The sequence below is a fragment of the Dietzia massiliensis genome, assembly GCF_018390595.1.
Classification (GTDB): Bacteria; Actinomycetota; Actinomycetes; order Mycobacteriales; family Mycobacteriaceae; genus Dietzia; species Dietzia massiliensis.
The window spans coordinates 16,232-36,677 of sequence record NZ_JAHBAV010000035.1 but is presented as its reverse complement, the minus strand read 5'-3'; the positions used below and the strand labels follow the sequence as shown (position 1 = coordinate 36,677).

The 20,446-nt window shown below is 71.1% G+C and carries 22 protein-coding genes; 17 read left to right on the top strand and 5 right to left on the bottom strand.

Annotation, left to right across the window (positions count from 1 at the left end; all coding sequences use genetic code 11):
* The 4 genes from KHA85_RS10820 to KHA85_RS10805 form a co-directional block, all read left to right on the top strand.
* The coding region (locus tag KHA85_RS10820; protein ID WP_213185794.1) for a 5-oxoprolinase subunit B family protein at positions 1-489 on the top strand (489 nt) is incomplete at its 5' end.
* Positions 486-1,376: a 5-oxoprolinase subunit C family protein gene (locus KHA85_RS10815; protein ID WP_213185793.1), complete on the top strand. Its 891-nt coding sequence runs from the start codon at positions 486-488 to the stop codon at positions 1,374-1,376. The genes KHA85_RS10820 and KHA85_RS10815, both read left to right, overlap by 4 nt.
* Before the next feature lie 111 nt (positions 1,377-1,487).
* A complete protein-coding gene (locus KHA85_RS10810; protein ID WP_213185792.1) occupies positions 1,488-2,774 on the top strand; it encodes an adenylosuccinate synthase in 1,287 nt (428 codons plus the stop codon).
* 178 nt (positions 2,775-2,952) lie between these two features.
* On the top strand, positions 2,953-3,555 hold the full coding sequence (locus KHA85_RS10805; protein ID WP_213185791.1) for a hypothetical protein: 603 nt from the start codon (positions 2,953-2,955) through the stop codon (positions 3,553-3,555).
* Between the two features lie 117 nt (positions 3,556-3,672).
* Here KHA85_RS10805 and KHA85_RS10800 read toward each other — a convergent pair whose 3' ends face one another.
* Positions 3,673-3,957: a hypothetical protein gene (locus tag KHA85_RS10800; protein WP_213185790.1), complete on the bottom strand. Its 285-nt coding sequence runs from the start codon at positions 3,955-3,957 to the stop codon at positions 3,673-3,675.
* Between the two features lie 234 nt (positions 3,958-4,191).
* Between KHA85_RS10800 and KHA85_RS10795 the strand changes: the two genes are divergently transcribed.
* Positions 4,192-4,749, top strand: a complete 558-nt coding sequence (locus KHA85_RS10795; RefSeq protein ID WP_213185789.1) for a hypothetical protein — start codon at positions 4,192-4,194, stop codon at positions 4,747-4,749.
* Between the two features lie 82 nt (positions 4,750-4,831).
* On the opposite strand, the gene KHA85_RS10790 is transcribed toward KHA85_RS10795, so the two are convergent.
* Positions 4,832-5,200, bottom strand: coding sequence for a GntR family transcriptional regulator (locus tag KHA85_RS10790; RefSeq protein ID WP_308936924.1), 369 nt, complete (start codon positions 5,198-5,200; stop codon positions 4,832-4,834).
* Positions 5,201-5,265: 65 nt separating this feature from the next.
* The gene (locus KHA85_RS10785; RefSeq protein ID WP_213185787.1) at positions 5,266-6,363 is read right to left on the bottom strand and encodes a CaiB/BaiF CoA transferase family protein; all 1,098 of its coding nucleotides are present in this window, start codon (positions 6,361-6,363) and stop codon (positions 5,266-5,268) included.
* 265 nt (positions 6,364-6,628) lie between these two features.
* On the opposite strand from KHA85_RS10785, the gene KHA85_RS10780 reads away from it, so the two are divergent.
* From KHA85_RS10780 to KHA85_RS10755, 6 genes are all read left to right on the top strand, one after another.
* Positions 6,629-7,468 (top strand): hypothetical protein, encoded by an 840-nt coding sequence (locus tag KHA85_RS10780; RefSeq protein WP_213185786.1) that lies wholly within the window; start codon positions 6,629-6,631, stop codon positions 7,466-7,468.
* 436 nt (positions 7,469-7,904) lie between these two features.
* Positions 7,905-8,672 carry a hypothetical protein gene (locus tag KHA85_RS10775; RefSeq protein WP_213185785.1) on the top strand — a complete coding sequence of 256 codons (768 nt, stop codon included), beginning with the start codon at positions 7,905-7,907 and terminating at the stop codon, positions 8,670-8,672.
* 113 nt (positions 8,673-8,785) lie between these two features.
* On the top strand, positions 8,786-10,036 hold the full coding sequence (gene purT, locus KHA85_RS10770; protein ID WP_213185784.1) for a formate-dependent phosphoribosylglycinamide formyltransferase: 1,251 nt from the start codon (positions 8,786-8,788) through the stop codon (positions 10,034-10,036).
* Positions 10,037-10,053: 17 nt separating this feature from the next.
* Positions 10,054-10,620 carry a DUF1648 domain-containing protein gene (locus KHA85_RS10765; RefSeq protein WP_007629402.1) on the top strand — a complete coding sequence of 189 codons (567 nt, stop codon included), beginning with the start codon at positions 10,054-10,056 and terminating at the stop codon, positions 10,618-10,620.
* Positions 10,621-10,749: 129 nt separating this feature from the next.
* A complete protein-coding gene (locus KHA85_RS10760) occupies positions 10,750-11,178 on the top strand; it encodes a hypothetical protein (protein ID WP_213185783.1) in 429 nt (142 codons plus the stop codon).
* Positions 11,156-12,652 carry an alpha/beta hydrolase gene (locus KHA85_RS10755; protein ID WP_308936923.1) on the top strand — a complete coding sequence of 499 codons (1,497 nt, stop codon included), beginning with the start codon at positions 11,156-11,158 and terminating at the stop codon, positions 12,650-12,652. The genes KHA85_RS10760 and KHA85_RS10755 overlap by 23 nt, the downstream gene beginning before the upstream one ends.
* Here KHA85_RS10755 and KHA85_RS10750 read toward each other — a convergent pair.
* Positions 12,636-14,114: an FAD-dependent oxidoreductase gene (locus KHA85_RS10750; protein ID WP_213185782.1), complete on the bottom strand. Its 1,479-nt coding sequence runs from the start codon at positions 14,112-14,114 to the stop codon at positions 12,636-12,638. The genes KHA85_RS10755 and KHA85_RS10750 overlap by 17 nt on opposite strands.
* Positions 14,115-14,192: 78 nt before the next feature.
* On the opposite strand from KHA85_RS10750, the gene KHA85_RS10745 reads away from it, so the two are divergent.
* The 3 genes from KHA85_RS10745 (at position 14,193) to KHA85_RS10735 (ending at position 17,046) form a co-directional block, all read left to right on the top strand.
* A complete protein-coding gene (locus KHA85_RS10745) occupies positions 14,193-14,609 on the top strand; it encodes a rhodanese-like domain-containing protein (RefSeq protein WP_213185781.1) in 417 nt (138 codons plus the stop codon).
* A 62-nt stretch (positions 14,610-14,671) separates the two neighbouring features.
* A complete protein-coding gene (locus KHA85_RS10740) occupies positions 14,672-15,880 on the top strand; it encodes an O-succinylhomoserine sulfhydrylase (protein ID WP_213185780.1) in 1,209 nt (402 codons plus the stop codon).
* Between the two features lie 17 nt (positions 15,881-15,897).
* Positions 15,898-17,046 (top strand): glycosyltransferase family protein, encoded by a 1,149-nt coding sequence (locus KHA85_RS10735; protein ID WP_236885519.1) that lies wholly within the window; start codon positions 15,898-15,900, stop codon positions 17,044-17,046.
* A 33-nt stretch (positions 17,047-17,079) separates the two neighbouring features.
* On the opposite strand, the gene KHA85_RS10730 is transcribed toward KHA85_RS10735, so the two are convergent.
* Positions 17,080-17,709, bottom strand: coding sequence for a hypothetical protein (locus tag KHA85_RS10730; RefSeq protein WP_213185779.1), 630 nt, complete (start codon positions 17,707-17,709; stop codon positions 17,080-17,082).
* Positions 17,710-18,123: 414 nt separating this feature from the next.
* On the opposite strand from KHA85_RS10730, the gene fgd reads away from it, so the two are divergent.
* From fgd to KHA85_RS10715, 3 genes are read left to right on the top strand one after another with little or no spacing between them, the layout of a single operon-like run.
* Positions 18,124-19,143, top strand: a complete 1,020-nt coding sequence (fgd, locus tag KHA85_RS10725; RefSeq protein WP_213185778.1) for a glucose-6-phosphate dehydrogenase (coenzyme-F420) — start codon at positions 18,124-18,126, stop codon at positions 19,141-19,143.
* Complete coding sequence (locus KHA85_RS10720) at positions 19,140-19,778, top strand: suppressor of fused domain protein (RefSeq protein WP_213185777.1); 639 nt, start codon at positions 19,140-19,142, stop codon at positions 19,776-19,778. The genes fgd and KHA85_RS10720 overlap by 4 nt, the downstream gene beginning before the upstream one ends.
* Positions 19,775-20,404: a methylated-DNA--[protein]-cysteine S-methyltransferase gene (locus KHA85_RS10715; protein WP_213185776.1), complete on the top strand. Its 630-nt coding sequence runs from the start codon at positions 19,775-19,777 to the stop codon at positions 20,402-20,404. Before KHA85_RS10720 ends, KHA85_RS10715 begins: the two co-directional genes overlap by 4 nt.
* Positions 20,405-20,446 lie beyond the last annotated feature (42 nt).

Genomic DNA, 20,446 nt, shown 5'->3' with positions numbered 1-20,446 from the left:
GGTGGGGCGGCCGAGGTGATCCTCGACGTCCGCTACGACGGGCCCGACCTGCACGCCGTCGCCGACCTGGCAGGGCTGTCGACCGAGGCGTTCGTACGGACCCACACGTCGATCACATGGCGGGCCGCGTTCGGCGGGGTCGCGCCCCGATTCGCCCACCTCGTGGGCGCGCGGGGGCTCGATGCCCGCGGCCCGGACGCGCGCGGAGGCGAGCAGCGCGTCCCCGCCGAGCCGCGGCCCCTGCCGACCGTTCCACGGCTTCCGTCCCCGCGGGCGCGGGTGCCGGCCGGATCGGTGGGCCTGGCGGACCGGTTCTGCGCCGTCTATCCCGGTGCGTCGCCCGGCGGGTGGCAGCTCATCGGCACCACCGACGCCCGGCTCTGGGACGTCGACCGCTCCGACCCGGCCCTGCTGACGCCCGGAACGGTCGTGCGGTTCCGCGACGCCGGCGGCTCCGGCGGCCCCGGTCACCCGGGCGCGGACCGATGAGCCTGCTGGTCCTCCGGGCCGGGCCCGCCGTCCTCCTGCAGGACCTCGGCCGCCCCGGACACGCCGACCTCGGGGTGACCGCCTCCGGGGCCGCCGACCGCGCCGCCGCCGCCACAGCTCTCCGGGCCGTCGGCACCGACCCCGCCGCCGCGGTGCTCGAGGTGCTGCTCGGCGGGCTCAGCGTCCTCACGGACGCCCCCGCGATCGTGGCGGTCACGGGGGCGGACGCCCTCGTCGTCGTCGTCACCCCCGACGGATCCCGACGCACCGCCGCCACCGGCGACGTCCTCCGCCTCGACACCGGGTCCACGCTGGAGATCGGCCGGCCCGTCGCCGGGGTGCGCAGCTACGTGGGCGTGCGCGGGGGGATCGACGTGCCGCCGGTGCTGGGCAGCCGATCCCGTGACACCCTGTCCGGGCTCGGCCCGCCGCCCGTCACCGTCGGGGACGTCCTCGACGTCGGCGACGCGGTCGTGGGCCCGTGGGCGGACGGATGGCAGGCGGCCGTCGGCGGCACCGACGCCCGCCAACCCGTCGACCTCGACGTCATCCCGGGTCCGCGCGACGACCTCTTCCCACCCGAGGCGTGGGACGTCCTCGCGGCGACCGGCCACGTCAGCGGCCACGCCGACCGGGTGGGCGTGCGCATCGACCCCGCCCGGCCCGTACCGCGACTGTCCAGGGGCGAGATCCCCAGCGAGGGCATGGTGCGCGGCGCCGTCCAGATCCCCGCCGACGGCCGCCCCGTCGTGTTCGGCCCCGACCACCCCGTCACCGGCGGCTACCCCGTGATCGGCGTCCTCACCTCGCGGTCCGCGGACGCGATCTCGCAGCTTCTCCCTGGAACGCCGGTGCGATTCCGCAGGCTACGGGGCGTCGCCGACTAGGGTGTTGACGGCGGTACGGACTATTCTGTGGTGTCGGTGTGCGCGGACTCGCTGCCAGGTGTCTGACGCCGGTGCACCGTGACGACGACTCATTCGAGGTGAAAGCGAACCATGCCAGCGATCGTTCTGATCGGCGCCCAGTGGGGCGACGAGGGCAAGGGTAAGGCCACCGACATCCTAGGCGGCCGCGTGGACTACGTGGTCAAGCCCAACGGCGGGAACAACGCCGGCCACACCGTGGTCGTGGGGGGCGAGAAGTACGAGCTCAAGCTCCTGCCCGCCGGTATCCTCTCGCCCACCGCCGTACCCGTGATCGGCAACGGCGTGGTGGTGAACCTCGAGGCGCTGTTCGACGAGATCGAGGGACTGCAGGCGCGCGACGCCGACACCTCCCGGTTGCGCATCTCCGCCGACGCCCACCTCGTCGCGCCGTACCATCAGGCGCTCGACAAGGTCACCGAACGGTTCCTCGGCAAAAAGGCCATCGGCACCACCGGGCGCGGCATCGGCCCCACCTACGCCGACAAGGTCTCCCGCGTGGGCATCCGCGTCCAGGACGTGTTCGACGAGTCGATCCTGCGACAGAAGATCGAGGGCGCGCTGCACCTCAAGAACCAGATCCTCGTGAAGATCTACAACCGCCGCGCGGTCGAGGTCGAGGAGATGGTCGAGTACTTCCTGTCCTACGCCGACCGCCTGCGGCCCATGGTCTGCGACACCAGCCTCATGCTCAACGAGGCCCTCGACCGCGGCCAGTCCGTTCTCATGGAGGGCGGCCAGGCCACCATGCTCGACGTGGACCACGGCACCTACCCGTTCGTCACCTCGTCCAACCCCACCGCCGGCGGCGCGTGCGTCGGCTCCGGGATCGGGCCCACCAAGATCACACACTCGCTGGGCATCGTCAAGGCGTACACCACCCGCGTGGGCGCCGGGCCGTTCCCCACCGAGCTGTTCGACAAGTGGGGCGAGTACCTGCAGGTCACCGGCGGTGAGGTGGGCGTCAACACCGGCCGCACCCGCCGCTGTGGGTGGTACGACGCCGTGATCGCCCGGTACGCCGCGCGCGTCAACGGCTTCACCGACTACTTCCTCACCAAGCTCGACGTGCTCACCGGCATCGGCGAGATCCCCATCTGTGTGGCCTACGACGTGGACGGCGTCCGGCACGACGAGATGCCCATGACGCAGACCGACTTCCACCACGCCCAGCCGATCTACGAGACCATGCCCGGCTGGGACGAGGACATCACCGGGGCGCGCGAGTTCAGCGACCTGCCTGCTGCGGCCCGCGACTACGTGCTGCGGCTCGAGGAGCTGGCCGGCTGCCACATGTCGTACATCGGCGTGGGCCCGGGCCGCGACCAGAACGTGGTGAGGCGCGACATCCTGGGGTGATCTGGGGGCCGCTCGTGTGACGAGGGAGGCCGATGGTGCGTGCGGGTCAGGTGGGGCCGAATCGGTTGTGAATGTACGACACATGTCGTATGAACGGCCGATAGTGCGGTGACGGCGCATCGGGTGGACTCCATGGAAGCGGCCGACCGGTCGCGTCCCCTTTCGATCGGAGCACCACATGCGTTCCCTCACCCGCCTCGGCGTCGCCGCCGCGGCCACCGCCATCGCCTCAGCCACCGCCCTCGCCGGAGCCGGTGTGGCCGGCGCCCAGGACGTCGATCCCGTGTTCAACAGCCCCAGCAGTGTGAGCGTGAGCGGCAAGGGTGAGGCCACGGAGGTGACGTACACCAACAAGTCGGGTCAGGACTTGATGTGCTACTCGTTCGTGGGCACGGGGCGTCTGGTCTCCGACCTCTACGGCTATGTGAAGACGGTGGACATCAACAGCACTCTTCCGGAGAGCTGGACGGCACGTTTCGTGGAGGCTGCGGGCAAGGGGCAGATCGGGTTCTTCGGCGGAATGGTCGAGAACGGTGAGACCGCTGAGCTGATTGAAGGAGCAATCGGCGGGGTTGTCGAGGGCACACTCACCGATGATTCGTTCTCCCCGGCTGCTCTCACGGTGTGCAACTCCCAGGGGCTGGATGGCGACCCGTACGTCGAGGTCGAGATCTCGGCAGGGGCCGGTGTTCCGGCCGGCCTCGGATCGCTGGACGCAGCGCTCGCGGGGATCGGTAGCTCGGGCTCAGTTGCCCAGACCACCGGCTCGCTCGGGAGCTGACAGTCACAGGACGCGGCTTCCGCCGTCTACCCGCGAGGGTTACGACCGCACACACCCTTCACCCCCGGCGGCTGAACGGCGCCGGGGGTGACGAGTGCCGTCAGGCGGCGGTGGCGGTCAGAGGCCCGGGATCCGGGGTAGCTCGAACGCGCCACCGGCCACACCTGCGCTGACCGCCAGGGTGATCGACACGCCGACGCCCGCCAGAAGGACCAGGCCGGCCCCCACGATCGGGTTGTCCAGTGAGCCCCCGTCAGCACTGCCGGAGGCCTGCGCGACATAGTGCACCGCGGTGGTGTCGACCGGCGCGGCCTGGGCGGGGGCGGCGGTCACGGAGGTGGCGGCAGCCAGGGCAATCGCCGCGGCGGCGGTCGTGGCACTTCGGGTGTTGTTCATGGTCATGACTCACTCATCGTCGTGGGGCTCGGAGCATTACAGACCGGCGACTCCCCCCTCGGTGCCCCCGCTCAAGCCGCACGCTTCCCTGGGTGGTGTCGGATAACGATTCTGTAAACGGTGGTTACATATCTCGAAATTAGCTGCTAGTTTCGCCTCCGTCGTCCTGAAGTTCAGGGCGATGACATCCGCGTTTCCCACTCGTTCGACACGTCGGGTGGAGTCAACCCGGGAGGTGACATGGCTACAAAATTCCGACGAGGAACCACGATTGCCGGAGGCTTTGCCGCAGCAGCGCTTGCGGTCGGAATGGCCTCGCCAGTGGCGAGCGCGCAGAACCTGGACGGGCCGGTCCAGTTCTGGGCCGCCAGCAACGACCAGTGTGAGGTCGAGTTCACGGTATTGAACTCGACCAACGGTGAGTACATTCTCGACTGGTGGGTCGAGGGTCAGGACAAGACCGGCGAGGACTTTGGGCTTGGGCCCACCGGTCAGATCATTGAGTCCCGGAACTATGAGCCGACTGCTTCGTACGACGTCACGCCGCCGGTTCGCTATAAGTCCGACCACGACGTCCCGCTGACCACGAATGTGGTCTACAACCTGGACGAGGTTGAGGGACTGCCGGATAGCGAGGACGGCGAGTACGTGGTCAACTACCGCATGGCCAGCGGTATCGAATCCGACCACCGAGGCGGCGAGTACACCACCACGGTCACCGGCTGTGAGACCGAGGACGAGGGCACCGGGTCGCTGAGCCTGGGCTCGCTCGACGTTTTTGGCTCGCTCGGTAGCTGATAACCAAAGCGCCAGAGCGCACCGCCCCGCCACCGGAAACGGTGGCGGGGCGTTCTGCATCCGTGCGGCGCAGGCCGGGTCGTCAGGCTAGGTTCTTGAACGCGTTGCGGACGGCGTCCAAGGCCTCCTCGAGGCCGAAGCCGGCGCCTGCGGCTGACGCAGTGAATTCTTCGGCGGCCCGCGCCAAGGCAGCGCCGGCCGCGTCGGCGGCGGAGACGAAGGTGCCCGATCGGCCGCGGCCCTCGAGCACGCCTGCCTCTTCGAGCTCCCGGTAGACCTTGGCCGCGGTGGCGGTGGAGACACCCACCTCGTCGGCCAGCTTCCTCACAGCGGGCATGCGGGTTCCCGCCGTGAGCTTCCCGCGTGAGACCGCCTCGACGATCTGTCTCTTGAGCTGACGGAACGGAGGGTCGGACGATGCGGGATCGACGCTCAGGACGACTCCGGCCACGGGGGAACCACCAGCCGGAGGGCTATCGTTCGCCGATCGAGGCGCGGCCCCCGGATCGGTCATGCTCAGGCCCACACCTGGTCGATCGCGGCGGCCTCGGTCGGGGGCGCGACCGGCACCGCGGGGGCCGGAGTGCGAGAGAAGCGCGGCGCGGGCGCGGGCCCGGCATCGCCGGCGACCTCGACGAAGGTCTCGCGCGCCACGTTGTGCGGATGGTCGAGCGCCTCGGTGTAGGTCAGCACCGGCGTGGTGCAGGCGTCGGTGCCGTAGAACAGCTCGGCCCACTCGTCACGGGTCTTCTCGGCGAACTTGCCGGCGATGATCTCGCGCAGTTCCTCCCAGCGGTCCATGTCGAACTGGCCGGGCATCCCCTCGCCGTCGATACCCAACAGTCGGGCGAACTCGGCGTAGAACTGCGGCTCGAGGCAACCAACCGCCATGTACTTGCCGTCCGAGCAGGTGTAGACGTCGTAGAACGGGTACCCGGTGTCGAGCATGTTGGTCCCGGCGACGTCCGACCACTGGCCGCGGGCGCGCATCGCCCATTGGAACTGGCCCAGGACGGAGGCGCCGTCGGTCATGGCGGCGTCGATGACCTGGCCCTTGCCGGACGTCGAGCGCTCGATGATCGCGGCGAGGATGCCCTGGATGAGGAACATCGACCCGCCGCCGAAGTCGCCGACGAGGTTGAGTGGCGGCACGGGGCGCTCGCCCTTGCGGGCGGTGGCGTTGAGGTGGCCGGTCAGGGAGATGTAGTTGAGGTCGTGGCCGGCGGTGTGGGCGAGCGGGCCGTGCTGGCCCCAGCCGGTCATGCGGGCGTAGACCAGGCGCGGGTTGAGCGCCAGGCACTCGTCGGGGCCCAGGCCCATGCGCTCGGTGACCCCGGGGCGGTAGCCCTCGACCAGTACGTCCGCTTTGGCGATGAGTCCGCGCACCTGCGACAGGCCCTCGTCGCTCTTTAGGTTGGCCTCCACCACGGTCCGGCCGCGCCGGGTGATGTGCGCCCAGCCGCCGACCTGGGTGTCGAGCTCCGCGGGGCGCATGACCGTGACGACGTCGGCGCCCAGGTCCGCCAGCATCATGCAGGCGTGGGGGCCGGGGCCGATGCCGTTGAGTTCGACGACGCGGATGCCGGCCAGGGGGCCGGAAGAGGAACTGGTCACAGGTGGGCCCTTTCGTGTGGCTTTGCACACACGTTATCGCCTCACAGCCGGCTAGGTCCGAGGCGGCCGGGAGTTGCCCCTGTGGCCCCTGTGGCCAGGGGTGATAACAGAATTAACATCTATTCATAAAACTTTAAAGTTTGCGTCGCTTCCGACCGGGTTGTCTGTGATCCGTGCCACACTCTGCGCAGGCGTTCTCCCGGAACGTTCGCAAGTGTCACCGGGTCGTCGATGTGGTGACTTTCCCTCACTGCAAGGAGATTTCATGTTCGCTCGTAACCGCTTCCTGGCCGGCGCCTCGGCTGTCGCGCTGGCCGCCGGAGCCACCCTCGGGGGCGCCGGCATCGCCGGAGCCCAGGGCTCATCGGAGATCGCAGCAGATCTCGAACTCGCCGCTACTGCCCTCAACGGGCCGGTGACGGTGACCGGTAACGCCGAGGGCGGGCCGACGGTTACCTACACCAACGAGACCGGCGCGGATCAGACGTGCGTGGGATTCACGCTTCCATACGCAACGGTCGACGAGCTGGGAGTGGATCCGGGCGGCATCGGTGAAGATCCGCTGGCTGCTCTGCCGCTTCTCGCCTTGATCGAGGCCGAGGGCGGCGTCTCGGTTCTGGCTGCGGACGCGGATGGCGATCCGGTCGCGAATGACAGCGGAGGTGAGACGAACATCACAAATGTGGCGATTGGTCTCCTCGGAGGGGTCGGTGTCGCGGTCGAGGAGGGCGCGACGATCGAGTGGGTTGCCACGTCGCCTGAGGATCCGGCAGCCGCCGTCATCATGTGCACCCCGGATCCCGACGGGGGGCTGCTAGCCATCAACTTCGGAGTTGACCGCCAGGTCGTCGCGGATCAGATCAATGACCGCCTCGGGCCGCTGGGTTCGATCACCGCGGGCAGCGTCAGCGGTGGCAGCGTGGAGGTCGGTGCGAACCTGCTCGGCTCGCTCGTTGGCGGTGACGACTCGGGCAACGACAACGGCGGAGACGACGATGCTGCCGCCGGCAGCGCGGCGGCCATCTCGGGTACGAGCGAGGCTGGCTCCGGAGCCGGCGTTGGGGATGACAACGGAGAGCTCCCCGCGGAGACTCTGGTCAACTGATCCGCTGAACCAGCGAGCGCTGCGCGCGCCGGAGGGCGTCCGGGCCCGGCACCTCATGGTGCCGGGCCCGGTCGTCTGTTCGGCCGCGCGCAAGTGCCTGCTCGGATCGGGGGTGGGTATGACCGACCCGCCCGTTGCGAAAAGGTGCTCTTGTGGCACGTGTTGAAGATGATTCGACAGTGTTGTCGCTCGACACAAAGTTTGCACCGTTCGGCTGAACGGAAAGTGAGAAATGGGCAACACTCGAGCTGCGGCCGTCACGAGCGCGCCGACAACCGCCGGAAGATAAGCGGCTGACCCCTCACATTCAAGGAGCAACATGACCTCCCTCAAGCGAATCGTCGCTGGCGCCTCAGCGCTGGCACTCGCGACCGGAACCGCCCTCGCAGGTGCCGGAATCGCCTCCGCTTAGGAAGGAGACGATTCGACCGGCTCAGTGGGTAGTAGCTCGATCAATCTCGAGGAAATCGCTGGCGACCTGGACCTCGCCGCCACCGCTCTTAACGGCCCGGTGACTGTGGCCGGGAACGCCGAGGGCGGTCCGACGGTCGCCTACCTCAACGAGACCGGGGTGGCACAGGAATGCGGCGGCTTCACGCTCCCGTACAGCACGGTCGATGAAGGTGGGGTCGACCCTTCCACAATCGACCTCAGCGACCTGGCCGCGCTTCCCGAGCTCCTCCAGGTCCTCGAGGGCGGTGGCGGCGTATCGATCCTCGGGGCAGACGAGGAGGGGAACCCCACCGCGAGTGACAGTCCGGGCTTCAACTTCGGGTCGGAGGACATCATGAGCGTCGTCCTCGGTCTGGCAAACGGCCTAGGAGTCGCGGTTCCCGCCGGTGAGTCGGCAGAGTGGACCGCCACGGAGCCGGAGGATCCCGCCGCGGGTGTCATCCTCTGCCTCGAGCCCGGCCAGAACGCGCTCGCCGACATCGAGATGTACTTCGGTGTCGACCCGCAGGTCGTGGCGGGCCAGATCAACGGTCGGATCCCGGGCGGGTCCGTGGCGCCCGTCTCCGCGGGGTCCATCTCCGGGGGCAGCGTCGAGATGGGTGCGAACCTGCTGGGCCCGCTCACCGCGGCCAGCTCGGAGGACGGAGAAGATGAGGGATCAGGCAGTTCGTTCATGAGCTCCGGGTTCAGCGAGGCTGGCAGCGGTGGAGACGACACCGGCGAGCTTCCCCCGCTCGAGTCGGTGGAGTGATCTCAGCTCGCCACACCGCGTGATCGACCGGGCCCGGCACCTCACGGTGCCGGGCCCGGTCGTCTGTTCAGCCGCACTTCGGCCGTCGTCGCAGGTCTACTAGCGTGGTCGACATGACCGCCGCTCACGATCCCCTCGCCCCGCCCACCGTGGACCGCTTCGGCACGCCGGGTGCGCCGACCGCGACCCGCGTGATGTTGCTCGGCTCGGGCGAGCTGGGCAAGGAGGTGACGATCGCGCTGCAGCGTCTCGGTGTCGAGGTCATCGCGGTCGACCGCTACGACGGAGCCCCGGCGTACCAGGTCGCGCATCGCTCGCACACCATCGACATGACCGACGCCGACGAGGTGCGCCGGGTAGTAGAACTCGAGAAACCGCAGGTGATCCTGCCGGAGATCGAGGCCATCGCCACGGCCGCGCTCGCGCAGATCGAACAGGACGGCCTCGCCCGCGTCGCGCCCACCGCCCGCGCCGTGCAGCTGACGATGGACCGCGAGGGCATCCGCCGCCTCGCCGCCGAGGAGCTGGGCCTGCCGACGAGCCGCTTCGCGTTCGCGTCCTCGCTGGAGGAACTGCAGGAGGCGTGCTCCCGGATCGGGTTCCCGTGCCTGGTCAAGCCCACCATGTCGTCGTCGGGCAAGGGACAGTCGTCCCTCCACGGTCCCGAGGACGTGGAAACGGCGTGGAACCACGCGCAGTCCGGTGCCCGCGTCGCGGGGGCGCGCGTGATCGTGGAGTCGTTCGTCGACTTCGAGTACGAGATCACCCTGCTCACCGTCCGCAGTGTGGACCCGGAGACGGGCCGGATCCGCACCGACTTCTGCGAGCCGATCGGCCACCGCCAGGAGCGCGGCGACTACGTGGAGTCGTGGCAGCCGCAGGCCATGACCCAGGACGCGTACGATTCCGCACGGTCGGTGGCCGCGCGGATCACCGGCGCGCTCGGTGGCGTCGGGGTGTTCGGCGTGGAGCTGTTCGTCAACGGCGTCGACGTCTACTTCTCCGAGGTCAGCCCACGGCCACACGACACGGGCCTGGTGACGCTACGCAGTCAGGTCCTCAGCGAGTTCGAGATGCACGCGCGCGCGGTGCTCGGCCTCCCGGTCGTCACGACGATGGCCAGCCCGGGCGCATCGGCGGTCATCTACGGCGGCCCGGGGATCGGCGACGGGAGCGTCGACGCGGTCGGTTTCGAGGGCGTGGCGCGGGCGCTGGCGGTGCCGGAGGCCGACGTCCGGTTGTTCGGTAAGCCGTCGGCCAGCGAGTTCCGCCGGATGGGCGTGGCGGTGGCGACCGCCGAGGACGTGGACGGCGCCCGGGAGAGGGCGCGCGAGGCGGCCGCGCGGGTGCGGGTCGTGGTGTAGGTGGGGAGGTCGGGAGAATGACGACGACGAGGTCCGCGGCAGACGACGCACGCGATCTGCCGCCCGAGCCGACGGCTCCGTGGATTCTCGTGCTGGCCGGGGGAGTGGTCCTGCTGTGGCTGGGCGTGCTGGCCTGGCAGGTGGCCGTCCTGCCCGAGCGGGTGCCGACGCATTTCGGCGCCGACGGGCGGGCCGACGGCTGGTCCAGCCGGAACGGGGCCCTCGCGTTCTCCGCGCTGATCCCGTTGCTCGTCGTGCTGCCGATGCCGCTGCTGTCCCGGCTGGTGCTGTGGGCCCCCGGCCAGATCAACGCGCCCAACAAGCAGTGGTGGACGGCCACCGGCCCGAGGCTGCGGCGGTTCGAGCGGCTGATGCGCGAGGACCTGTGGCTGATCACGACGGTCACACTGCTCCTGCTGGTGGCCGGGCAGGTGGGCATCGTGCTCGCCGCGCGGTCGGGCGGCGACGCGATGCCGACGTGGATCCTCCCGGTCGCGCTGGTGGTCTTCCTCGTGGCGATCGGGGCGGTGATGGCCCGGATGTTCATCGGCGGCCGGTACGCCGCGCAGCCCGACCTCGACTGAGCGATGCCCCTGTGGATGGTCGTCGACCCCGTCCACAGGCACCCGTCGGTGAGGGCGTCGTGTCGGTGCGGACCCCTAGCGTGACCTGACGAGCGGCGCGGAGTGCCGGGTCGGAGGGGAGCGGGGTCGATGGCGGGGCAGGACGGGGGAACAGGCGCGGTGGCCGTGGGGGATGCGGCGGCCGCGGCGGTGGTGGCGGGCACGACGGCCGCGGCGGCGCAGGGGCCGCTGGGGACGGCCGTGCTGGCGTTCGATCAGGTGGCGGTGACGGCGGAGGCCACGCGAGTCCGCGAGGCCGGGCGGGAGTTGGCAGAGGGAGCGGTGTCGCTGAGCGCGGCGCTCGACGAGGCGTCCGCGGTAGCGGCCGCTGCTCACGCGGGTGGGGGCGGGCTGCTCACCGGCGGCGCGCTCGCCGAGTGTGCGGCCCTGCTCGCCCGCAGGGCCCGCGACCTCGCGGAGGAGACGGAGCGGTCGGCGGACGGGATGGCGCGGGCGGCGGGCCTGCTGACGGCGGCCGACGAGGAGGTGGCCGGTCGTGTCGCCGGCGCAGGGGGCTGATGCACTGGCCGCGGCCATCGACCTGGCGGCCGTGCGGGCGGCGGAGGTGGGCCGGCGGATCGCGGACTCCGCCGAGGACCTGGATTCGGTGGCCCGCAGGCTCGGCGGGCGCGCGACAGGCGGGCAGTGGTCGGGCCGGGCGGGGGACCGGGCCCGCGGCGAGGTCGCCGACGCCGCCGGCGAGGCGCGGATGCTCTCCGGGAACTGCCTCTTCGTGGCCGATGTCCTCAGGGCCGAGGGGAGTCGGCTCGCCCGCGCCGTGACCGGGTGGGACGCCGCCGAGGCGGCCGAACCCGGAACCGGGGACGCGGTCGCGGTGCAGGACGCCGACCGGGTCCTCGCCATGAGGCTGCGGGAGGCGGCGGACGCGCTGGCCGGCCGGGTCGACGCCGCGACGAGGCCGTGCCTGGACCTCTCGGGATCGACCGACGACGACCCGCGCGAGGTCGCCCGGCTGTGGCACTCGCTCGGGCCCGCCGACCGCGCCCGGCTGGCGCGCGACCACCCCGAGCTCGGCTCGGTGGCCGGGCTGTCGTCGGCGACGCGCGACGCCATCAACCGGACCCGGCTCCGCCGGCTGCTCGACGCGACCGGGTCCGCGGCGGGGGCGGCGGCGGGGGCCGGATCCGGTGCCGGCCAGCAGGTATCCGACGAGGCGGCTCGGAACCTGGCGACGTTGGCCGCGTATCTCGAGCAGGACCCCCGGAGGCATCTTCTCGACCTGCATCCCGACGGCCGGGCGGTGGTCGCCAGTGCCGACCCCGATTCCGCCGAGCGCGTGGTGACGCTCGTCCCGGGCACGGGGTCCTCGCTGGCCGACCTGGGGCGCACCGGGGATCGGGCCGGCGCGGTGTGCGAGGCGGCGGACGCGGCGGAGGCGGCCGGCGAGGCCGGCGCAGGGCACGGGAAGGGCGCGGCCGGGGTGTGCGTGGCGGTGTCGTGGCAGGGCTACGACGCGCCGGACGGCATCGTCTCCGCCGGCTCCTCCGCGGACCCGGCGTGGGTACATGCGGGCGACCTCCGGACCTACGCGGCCGGGCTGGACGCGGTCGAACGCCTGGACGGCGACGACGCCCCACACGCGGCCATCGGCTACAGCTACGGCTCGGTGGTCCTGGGCGCGGCCGCGGCGGACCCCGAGGGGCTCGCGGCCGACCTGATGATCCACGTCGGCAGCCCCGGCGCGGGAGTCGAGTCACTCGATCGGCAGTGGGTGGACGAGGCCGGCGTCAGCCGCCCGGCGGTCGACGACGACGTGGTGGCCGTGGCCTCACGCTGGGATCCCGTCCCGTGGTGGTCGGTCACGGGCGTGCTCGGCGAGCGGCCGGGGACCGACGAGTTCGGCGGACGTTCCGTGGACGTCACCGAGCCCGGCGCGGGACCGGAGTCGGTGCGCACCGCACACTCGCGCTACCTCGACCCGGGGACGGTGTCGCTGCCGGAGATCGGCCGGCTCGTCAGCGGGATCGAGTAGCCCGCGAGGAGCGGGCGATGTCGAGCATCTCCGCACGACCCGGCAACTTGGTGCGCTCGCGGCCGGCCGCCTCGCCGAGCTCGCGCTCGTGCGCGTCGATCGCGAGCCAGGCGTCGCCGTCGACGACGTCCACGCCGCGGTCGGCGAGCAGGTCACGCACGGAGGACGGATCGGGATCGGAGGGCTCGGGCAGCGTGCCGGACTCGAGCTCGGTGGTCAGATGTCCGACCGTCTCCACCGCGCACGACCGGTTGGTGCCGATGACACCGAAGGGCCCGCGCTTGACCCACCCCGCCGTGAACAGCCCCGGCAGGTGGTCCCCGCCCGGCGCGTCGAGCACCCGGCCGCCGTCATTGGGGATGGTCGCCCGGGAGTCGTCGAACGGGACGCCCTCCAGGGCGGCGGAGCGGTACCCCACCGCCCGGTACACGGCCTCGACCGGCAGGTCTTCGAAGTACCCCGTGCCGCGCACCCGGCCGACGACCGACCCGGCGTCGGCCGGCGCGGGATCCGGCTCGGTGATCTCCAGTCGCAACCCGGTGACCCGGCCGTCGTCGCCCACGATCTCGACGGGGGACCGGTGGAAGCGGAACCGCACCACCTTCCCGCCGGCCGCGAGCGCGGCGGCCTCGGCCTCATCCGCCGTCTCGAGCCCGGCCTCGCGCTGCGCCCCGACCCATTTCTCGAGTTGCGCGCACACCTGCCCCACCCGGCGATCGCCGTCGCGGAGGGCGCGCGCCTCGTCGTCGTACTCCAGGTCGTCGGGATCCACCACCACGGTGACGCCCTCCACCTTGGCCATCTCCCGCAACTCCAGGGGCGTGAACTTGGCGTGCGCCGGGCCACGGCGCCCGATCACCGACACCACACGCGTCACATTGGTGCCGAAGCCGTCCCGCACGTGGGCGGGGATGTCCGTCGGCTCGAGCTGCTCCGGACTGCGCACCAACATGCGCGCCACGTCCAGGGCCACGTTCCCCACGCCGACCACGGCCGCCCGCTCGGCGGTGAGCGCCCACTCCGGGTGCGAATCGGGGTGACCGTCATACCAGGTCACGAACTCGGCGGCCCCGTACGATCCCTCCAGGTCCTCGCCCGGGACGCCCAGCCGACGGTCGGTCAGCGCGCCGGTGGAGAACACGACCGCGTGGTAGAAGCGCCGCACGTCCTCCACCGTCAGGTCGCGGCCGAACTCCACGTTGCCCAGGAACCGGATGCGCGGATCCGCGGCGATCCCCTCGAGCGTCCGCGCGATGCCCTTGATGCGGGGGTGATCCGGGGCCACGCCGTGACGCAGCAACCCGTACGGCACGGGCAGGCGGTCGAGCAGGTCCACCACGATCCCGCGCCCCGACGGATCGCTCGAGTCGCTCCAGTCCAGCAGGGCCTCGCACGCGTACACGCCCGCCGGGCCGGACCCGACGACGGCCACACGGTAGGGGTGATCTGTGAGCGGCGTCATATCCGGATCGTCGCACAGAACGGCCACCCGGGTACCTCGACCCCGCCGATCGGGCGTCGGGGGAGCATAATCGACACCATGAGCGACTACGCCGGGGACCTACCGCCCCGCCAGGCCTGGGAACTGCTCGCCTCCGATCCCGACGCCGTGCTGGTGGACGTCCGCACGAGCGCCGAATGGCAGTGGGTCGGCGGCGCCGATCTGTCGGAGCTCGGCAAGCGCACGCTGGGCATCGAGTGGATGACCTCGGCGGGCCAGCCCAACGCCCGGTTCGTGGAACAGTTGGCCGAGGCGGGCGTCGAGCCCGGGGCGCCCGTGCTGTTCCTGTGCCGCAGCGGACACCGGTCGGCGGCCGCGGCCCGGGTCGCCACCGCCGCCGGATACGGCGCCGCCTACAACGTGGCCGGCGGCTTCGAGGGCGACCCCGACGCCGAGGGGCACCGCGGCACGGTCAACGGTTGGAAGGTCGCGGACCTGGCCTGGCGCCAGTCCTGACCCGCACCGCCACACACGCACGCACGGCCCGCCCACACACACCAGTACACAGAAAGCAGCGGATGAAGAACAACGAGCTACCCAAAGGTCTCCACCCCGACACCCTGGGGGTCCGCGCCGGCCAGATGCGCACGGCCTTCGAGGAGACCACCGAGCCGATGTTCCTCAACTCCGGCTACGTCTACGACTCGGCCGAGGCCGCGGAGGCGTCGTTCAACGGCACCACCGAGCGCTTCGTGTACTCCCGCTACGGCAACCCGACGGTCGCGATGTTCGAGGAGCGGCTGCGGCAGATCGAGGGCGCCGAGGACTGCTTTGCCACCTCCTCGGGCATGTCCGCTGTGTTCGTCGCCCTGGCCGCGCTGTGCGGTGAGGGCTCGCGCCTGGTGGCCTCGCGGGCGCTGTTCGGTTCGTGCTTCGTGATCTGCGACGACATCCTGCCCCGCTGGGGCGTGGAGACCGTGTTCGTCGACGGCGCCGACCTCGACCAGTGGCGCGAGGCGCTGAGCGAGCCCACCGACGCAGTGTTCTTCGAGACCCCCTCCAACCCGATGCAGGAGCTCGTCGACGTGCGCGCCGTGAGCGAGCTCGCGCACGCCGCGGGAGCCACGGTCGTGGTGGACAACGTCTTTGCCACGTCGATGCACCAGAAGCCGCTCGAGCTGGGCGCCGACGTGGTGGTGTACTCCACCACCAAGCACATCGACGGCCAGGGCCGCGTGCTCGGCGGCGCCGTCCTGGGCACGGAGGAGTTCATCTCCGGCCCGGTCAAGCACCTCATGCGTCACGCCGGGTTCGGCATGAGCGCGTTCAACGCGTGGGTCCTGCTCAAGGGCCTGGAGACCATGAGCCTGCGCGTCGAGCGGATGAGTGCCAACGCGCTGGAGGTGGCGCGGTTCCTGGAGTCGCACCCGGCCGTGGAGCGGGTGACATACCCGATGCTCGAGTCGCACCCCCAGTACGAGTTGGCGCGGGCGCAGATGTCGGGCGGCGGGTCGGTGGTGACGTTCGGGTTGAAGTACGACGACGACGAGGGCGGCCGCGGCAAGAAGGAGTGTTTCGCCCTGCTCAACTCGCTCGAGGTCATCGACATCTCCAACAACCTCGGCGATGCCAAGACGCTGGTGACCCATCCCGCGACGACGACGCATGCGTCCATGGAGCCCGAGGCCCGCGCCGCGGTGGGCATCGGCGACAACGTGGTCCGCCTGTCCGTGGGGCTGGAACACGCGGGCGACCTCATCGAGGACCTGCGTCGCGGTCTGGGGTGACGGTCTAGATTGATCGTATGTCTGATCGGGGTGAACATTCCCGGGTCCGGGTGGCGGTGCTGCCGGCCGCCCATCCCGCGGTTCGCCGTATCACCGGCCTGGATGGCGCTGAGCACGTAGAGCTGGTGCCCGTCCGGCCCGGGGTGGTGAACGGGCAGACCCCGCCCGAGGCGGTGACTCCCGCGGAGTTCGATCCCGGCCACGAGGCGTCGGGCGAGATTCATCGCGACGGCGACCCGCTGCGCACTGTCGACCTGGCGCACGTGCACTTCGGGTACGACTACCTCGAGCCCGAGAGCGTGGACGGGGTGGTGGAGCACCTGGCGCGGGCCGGCGTGCCGATGGTGCTCACCGTCCACGACATCGTCTACCCGTCCCACGAGGACGAACTCCCGCACCGGGATCACACCGGCACACTGGTCGAGGCCGCCGCTGCCGTGGTCACGCTGACCGAGGTGGCGGCGCACGAACTGTGGGTGCGGTGGGGCGTCGAACCGGTGGTCGTGCCGCACCCGCGGCTGCTGGACGAGGACGAGGTCTCCTCCGCCATCCGCGCCGGCAAGCACCTGCGCGGTCCCGGCGATCCGGTGGTGGTGGGGGTGTTGCTGGAGCGGATGGGCGAGAACATCGACGGCCCGGAGCTGCTGGACCAGCTGGCGCCCGTCGCCCACGGGCGGCGGGGCGCGCACCTGCGGATCGTCGTGGAGGCGCAGGCGTGGCGCGACGCGTGCGGCGAGGACCGCGAGGCCGGCGGGCACCATCTGGTGGCGGAGCTGGCGGCCGAGGGCGGCTGGGAGTCGGTGCGGTTGGTGCGGTACGAGTCGTTGGACCTGGCGCCGTTGCTGCCCGAGTTCGCCGCGCTCGACGTGTGCGTGTTGCCGTACCGGTTCGCCACCCATTCCACCTGGTTGGAGTTGTGCCGCGACCTGGGCGTGTCGCCGGTGTTCCCGGCGGTGGGGTGCCTGCGGGAGCAGTGGTTCGACCGTTGCGATCCGGGCGATCACTCCGGGGAGGTCTACGATCCCCACGATCCGTCCGCGGTGGCGGTGGCGGTGCGGGCGGCGTTGGAGAATCCCCGGGCCGTCCCGCCGCGGGTCGAGGGCGCTGATCCGACGAGCGTCATCGCGGCTCATGCGCGGATCTACGACGAGGCCGCCGGCGGTTGAGTAGCCGACCGGGCGGGCGACCGGGCGGGCGATTCAGTCGGTGGCGTCGCTGCGGGCGATATCCACGGGCCACGCCAGCGTGAGGACCGAGTCGGGCGCCGGGGAGTTGGCGTCCATGCTCAGTTCGAGGCACACGGTCACCGCCGCGCCGGGCGTGGTGCGGGTGGCGCCGGGCAGGATCAGCGGGACGTCGGAGGTGGGGGCGTCGACGGGCACCGGTTCCTCACCGTCCCCGGCGAGGACGTTGTCCGAGTCGAGGCGGAAGGCCGGCGCCGCACATGCGCCTCCGCGGGAGGCGACCGCCCGGATCCGGACGTCGGCGGCGGTGGCCGGGTCGCCGTCCACGAGGACGCCCTCGCCGATCGCCACATGGGCGTCGTCGCGCGAGTCGACGCTCGTGCGGAGGGTGAGCGGCTGGTAGGCGGAGCGGTCCCGCAGGCCGGCGGTGTCGACTCGGACGGGGAAGTGGCCACCGTAGGAGGAGATGGGCGCGGTCCAGGTGGTGCCGAAGTCGGTGGACGCCTGGACGGACCAGGCGGAACTGCGGAGCTCGGATTCGCGGGCCTGCTCTTGCCGATCCTGGAGGATCAGCGTGGCGCCGAGGGCGCAGGCGGAGGAGGCGGCGAGGGTCACCAGGGCGGTGGCCGCGTGCCTGGTCCGCATGACTCCTCCGAACGTGCGCTCGCCCGGAGGTCGGTTCAGGGGAGGGGACCCTGGCCACGCGATGCGCGGTGACTTCCGGTTCACGAAGAATATTGCTGACGCGGCCGTAGTCGTTACAGCAACCCGCGGCGTGTGGCCGATCTCATCAGATGTTCCGGCGGCCATGTCGCGGCCGGGGCGCTGACGCGTCGGCTACCCGTCCACCTTCCGCGCCGAGGTGACCTCGGAGCGCCGAGGTGGGGACAGGGCGCTACGAGTGTCGCAGGCCACTGGCATACTCGGCGCAGTGGCCCGCGCGACGGAGTGCCGCCGCAACGAACGCCGCAACGAACGTCACCGCGAACGCCGCTGTGAACGCCCCAGTGAACAACGTCGACGTACACCTGGCCACACGCCCAGACGTAGGAGAAGCCGATGCCCGACACCCCCTCCCTCAAGCTCGGATACAAGGCCTCGGCCGAGCAGTTCGGGCCGCGCGATCTCGTGGAGTTCGCGGTGATGGCGGAGCAGGCGGGCATGGACTCGGCCACGGTCTCCGACCACTTCCAGCCCTGGCGCCACGACGGCGGCCACGCCCCGTTCTCCCTGGCCTGGCTCACGGCCGTAGGGGAGCGGACCAGCACCATCCAGCTGGGCACCTCCGTGCTCACCCCGACGTTCCGCTACAACCCCGCGGTACTGGCCCAGGCGTTCGCCACCATGGCGTGCCTCTATCCGGGGCGCGTCTTCCTCGGCGTGGGCACCGGTGAGGCGCTCAACGAGATCGCCACGGGCCACCGGGGCGAGTGGCCGGAGTTCAAGGAGCGCTTCGCGCGTCTGCGGGAGTCCGTCCGCCTCATGCGCGAGCTCTGGACGGGCGAGACCACCAGCTTCTCCGGCGACTTCTACTCCACCAAGGACGCCTTCCTCTACGACGTTCCCGAGGGCGGCGTGCCGGTCTACGTCGCGGCGGGCGGCCCGGTGGTGGCCAAGTACGCCGGCCGCGTCGGTGACGGCTTCATCTGCACCTCCGGCAAGGGCATGGAGCTCTACACCGACAAGCTGCTGCCCGCGGTCGAGGAGGGCGCGCGGATCAACGAGCGTGACTCCTCGACGATCGACCGGATGATCGAGATCAAGATCAGCTACGACCCCGACCCGGAGAAGGCCCTCGAGAACTGCCGCTTCTGGGCGCCGCTGAGTCTGACGCCGGAGCAGAAGCACTCGGTGGACTCGCCGCGCGAGATGGAGCGTCTGGCCGACGAGCTGCCGATCGAGCAGGTCGCCAAGCGCTGGATCGTCGCCTCGGACCCGGACGACGCCGTCGAGCAGGTCAAACAGTACGTCGACGCGGGCCTCAACCACCTGGTCTTCCACGCGCCCGGTCACGACCAGAAGCGCTTCCTCGATCTGTTCAAGGCCGACCTCGAACCACGTCTGCGAGCACTTGTATGAGCGACGAGAACACCCTTCGCGGCCCGGACACGGCCGATCTCTCCGGCCTCGAGGGCATCCTCGGCGGCAAGGACAAGGTCCGCGTCCTGCGCTACCCGCACGAGACCGAGCCGGACGAGGAGGGGAAGACCACCGAATGGCACTGCGACATCGTCGTCGTCGACAACGTCCCCGCCGTCGGCTTCTCCACCTACGCCACCATTGGCGCGCGGGAGCTGCCCACCAACGTCACCACGCCCGAAGGGCGTCAGATCCGCAGTGAGTTCGTCACGGTCGGCCGCACGGGTCACCGCGCGATGGCCGACGTGCTCGACGCGTGCGCGCTGGCGGTGGCCACCGGCTCCATCCACGTCGCGCCCGGAGCGGTGATCCCCAACGCGGTCGGCTTGGTCGACCCCGGGCGCCGCTGCGAGCACCTCGTCCTCACACCGCCGTTCCTGTGGCCGGAACTGCAGGTCGTCGACGAGACCGGCGGCCCCGACGGCACCGGCCCGCTGCTCACGCGCCTGCAGGCCGTGCCCATCACCACCGCGGAGATGTCCGCGATCGGTCGCGACGGTGCCGACGCCCTGTTCGAGAAGCTCGACACCGCCGACGCCGACGTCACCAACCCGGACCGTCCGAGCGTGGTGTGAGCGTGCGCGCGGCCCGGACGCCCGGCGTCGCCGCGCGGCTGCTCGAGACCGCGGCCGGCCTCATGATCGTCGAGGCCACGGCCGTGGGAGTGTCACGTCTGCAGCAGGTCGACGAGAGCGAACTCCACGCCGCCGACGCGTGGTTCGACGTGAAACACGGTGAGAGCGGGGGAGGGGACGACGACGAGGACCTCGACCGCGGGCCCGGCGGCGCGGGTGGGCATCTGGACCGCATCGCGGGTCAGGTGAGGGCCTACCTGGCCGGAGAGCTACGCGGCTTCGACGTCCCGCTCGACTGGGCCGCCGCGGGGGTCCACGACGAGTTCTCGCGGGAGGTCTACCGCGAGATCCAGCGCATCCCGTACGGCGAGACGTCCACCTACGGGCAGATCAGCGTGGACGCCGGCCGGCCCCGCAACGCCCGGCGGGTGGGCCGGTTGTGCAGCATCGTGCCGGTGCCGTTCGTCATCCCCGTCCACCGCGTGATCCGCGCCGACGGCGGAATGGGCAACTGCCCGGAGTACCGACTGCGGCTGCTGGAGCACGAGCGCCGCAACGTCGCCGCCGCGCGCCGAGACGCCGCCGCCGAACGCGGCGGGACGGCGGCCGGCATCCCGTTCGACTAACGAATCGGTGGGCGGTGTCGGAGGCCGTGGCTAGGGTGGCGG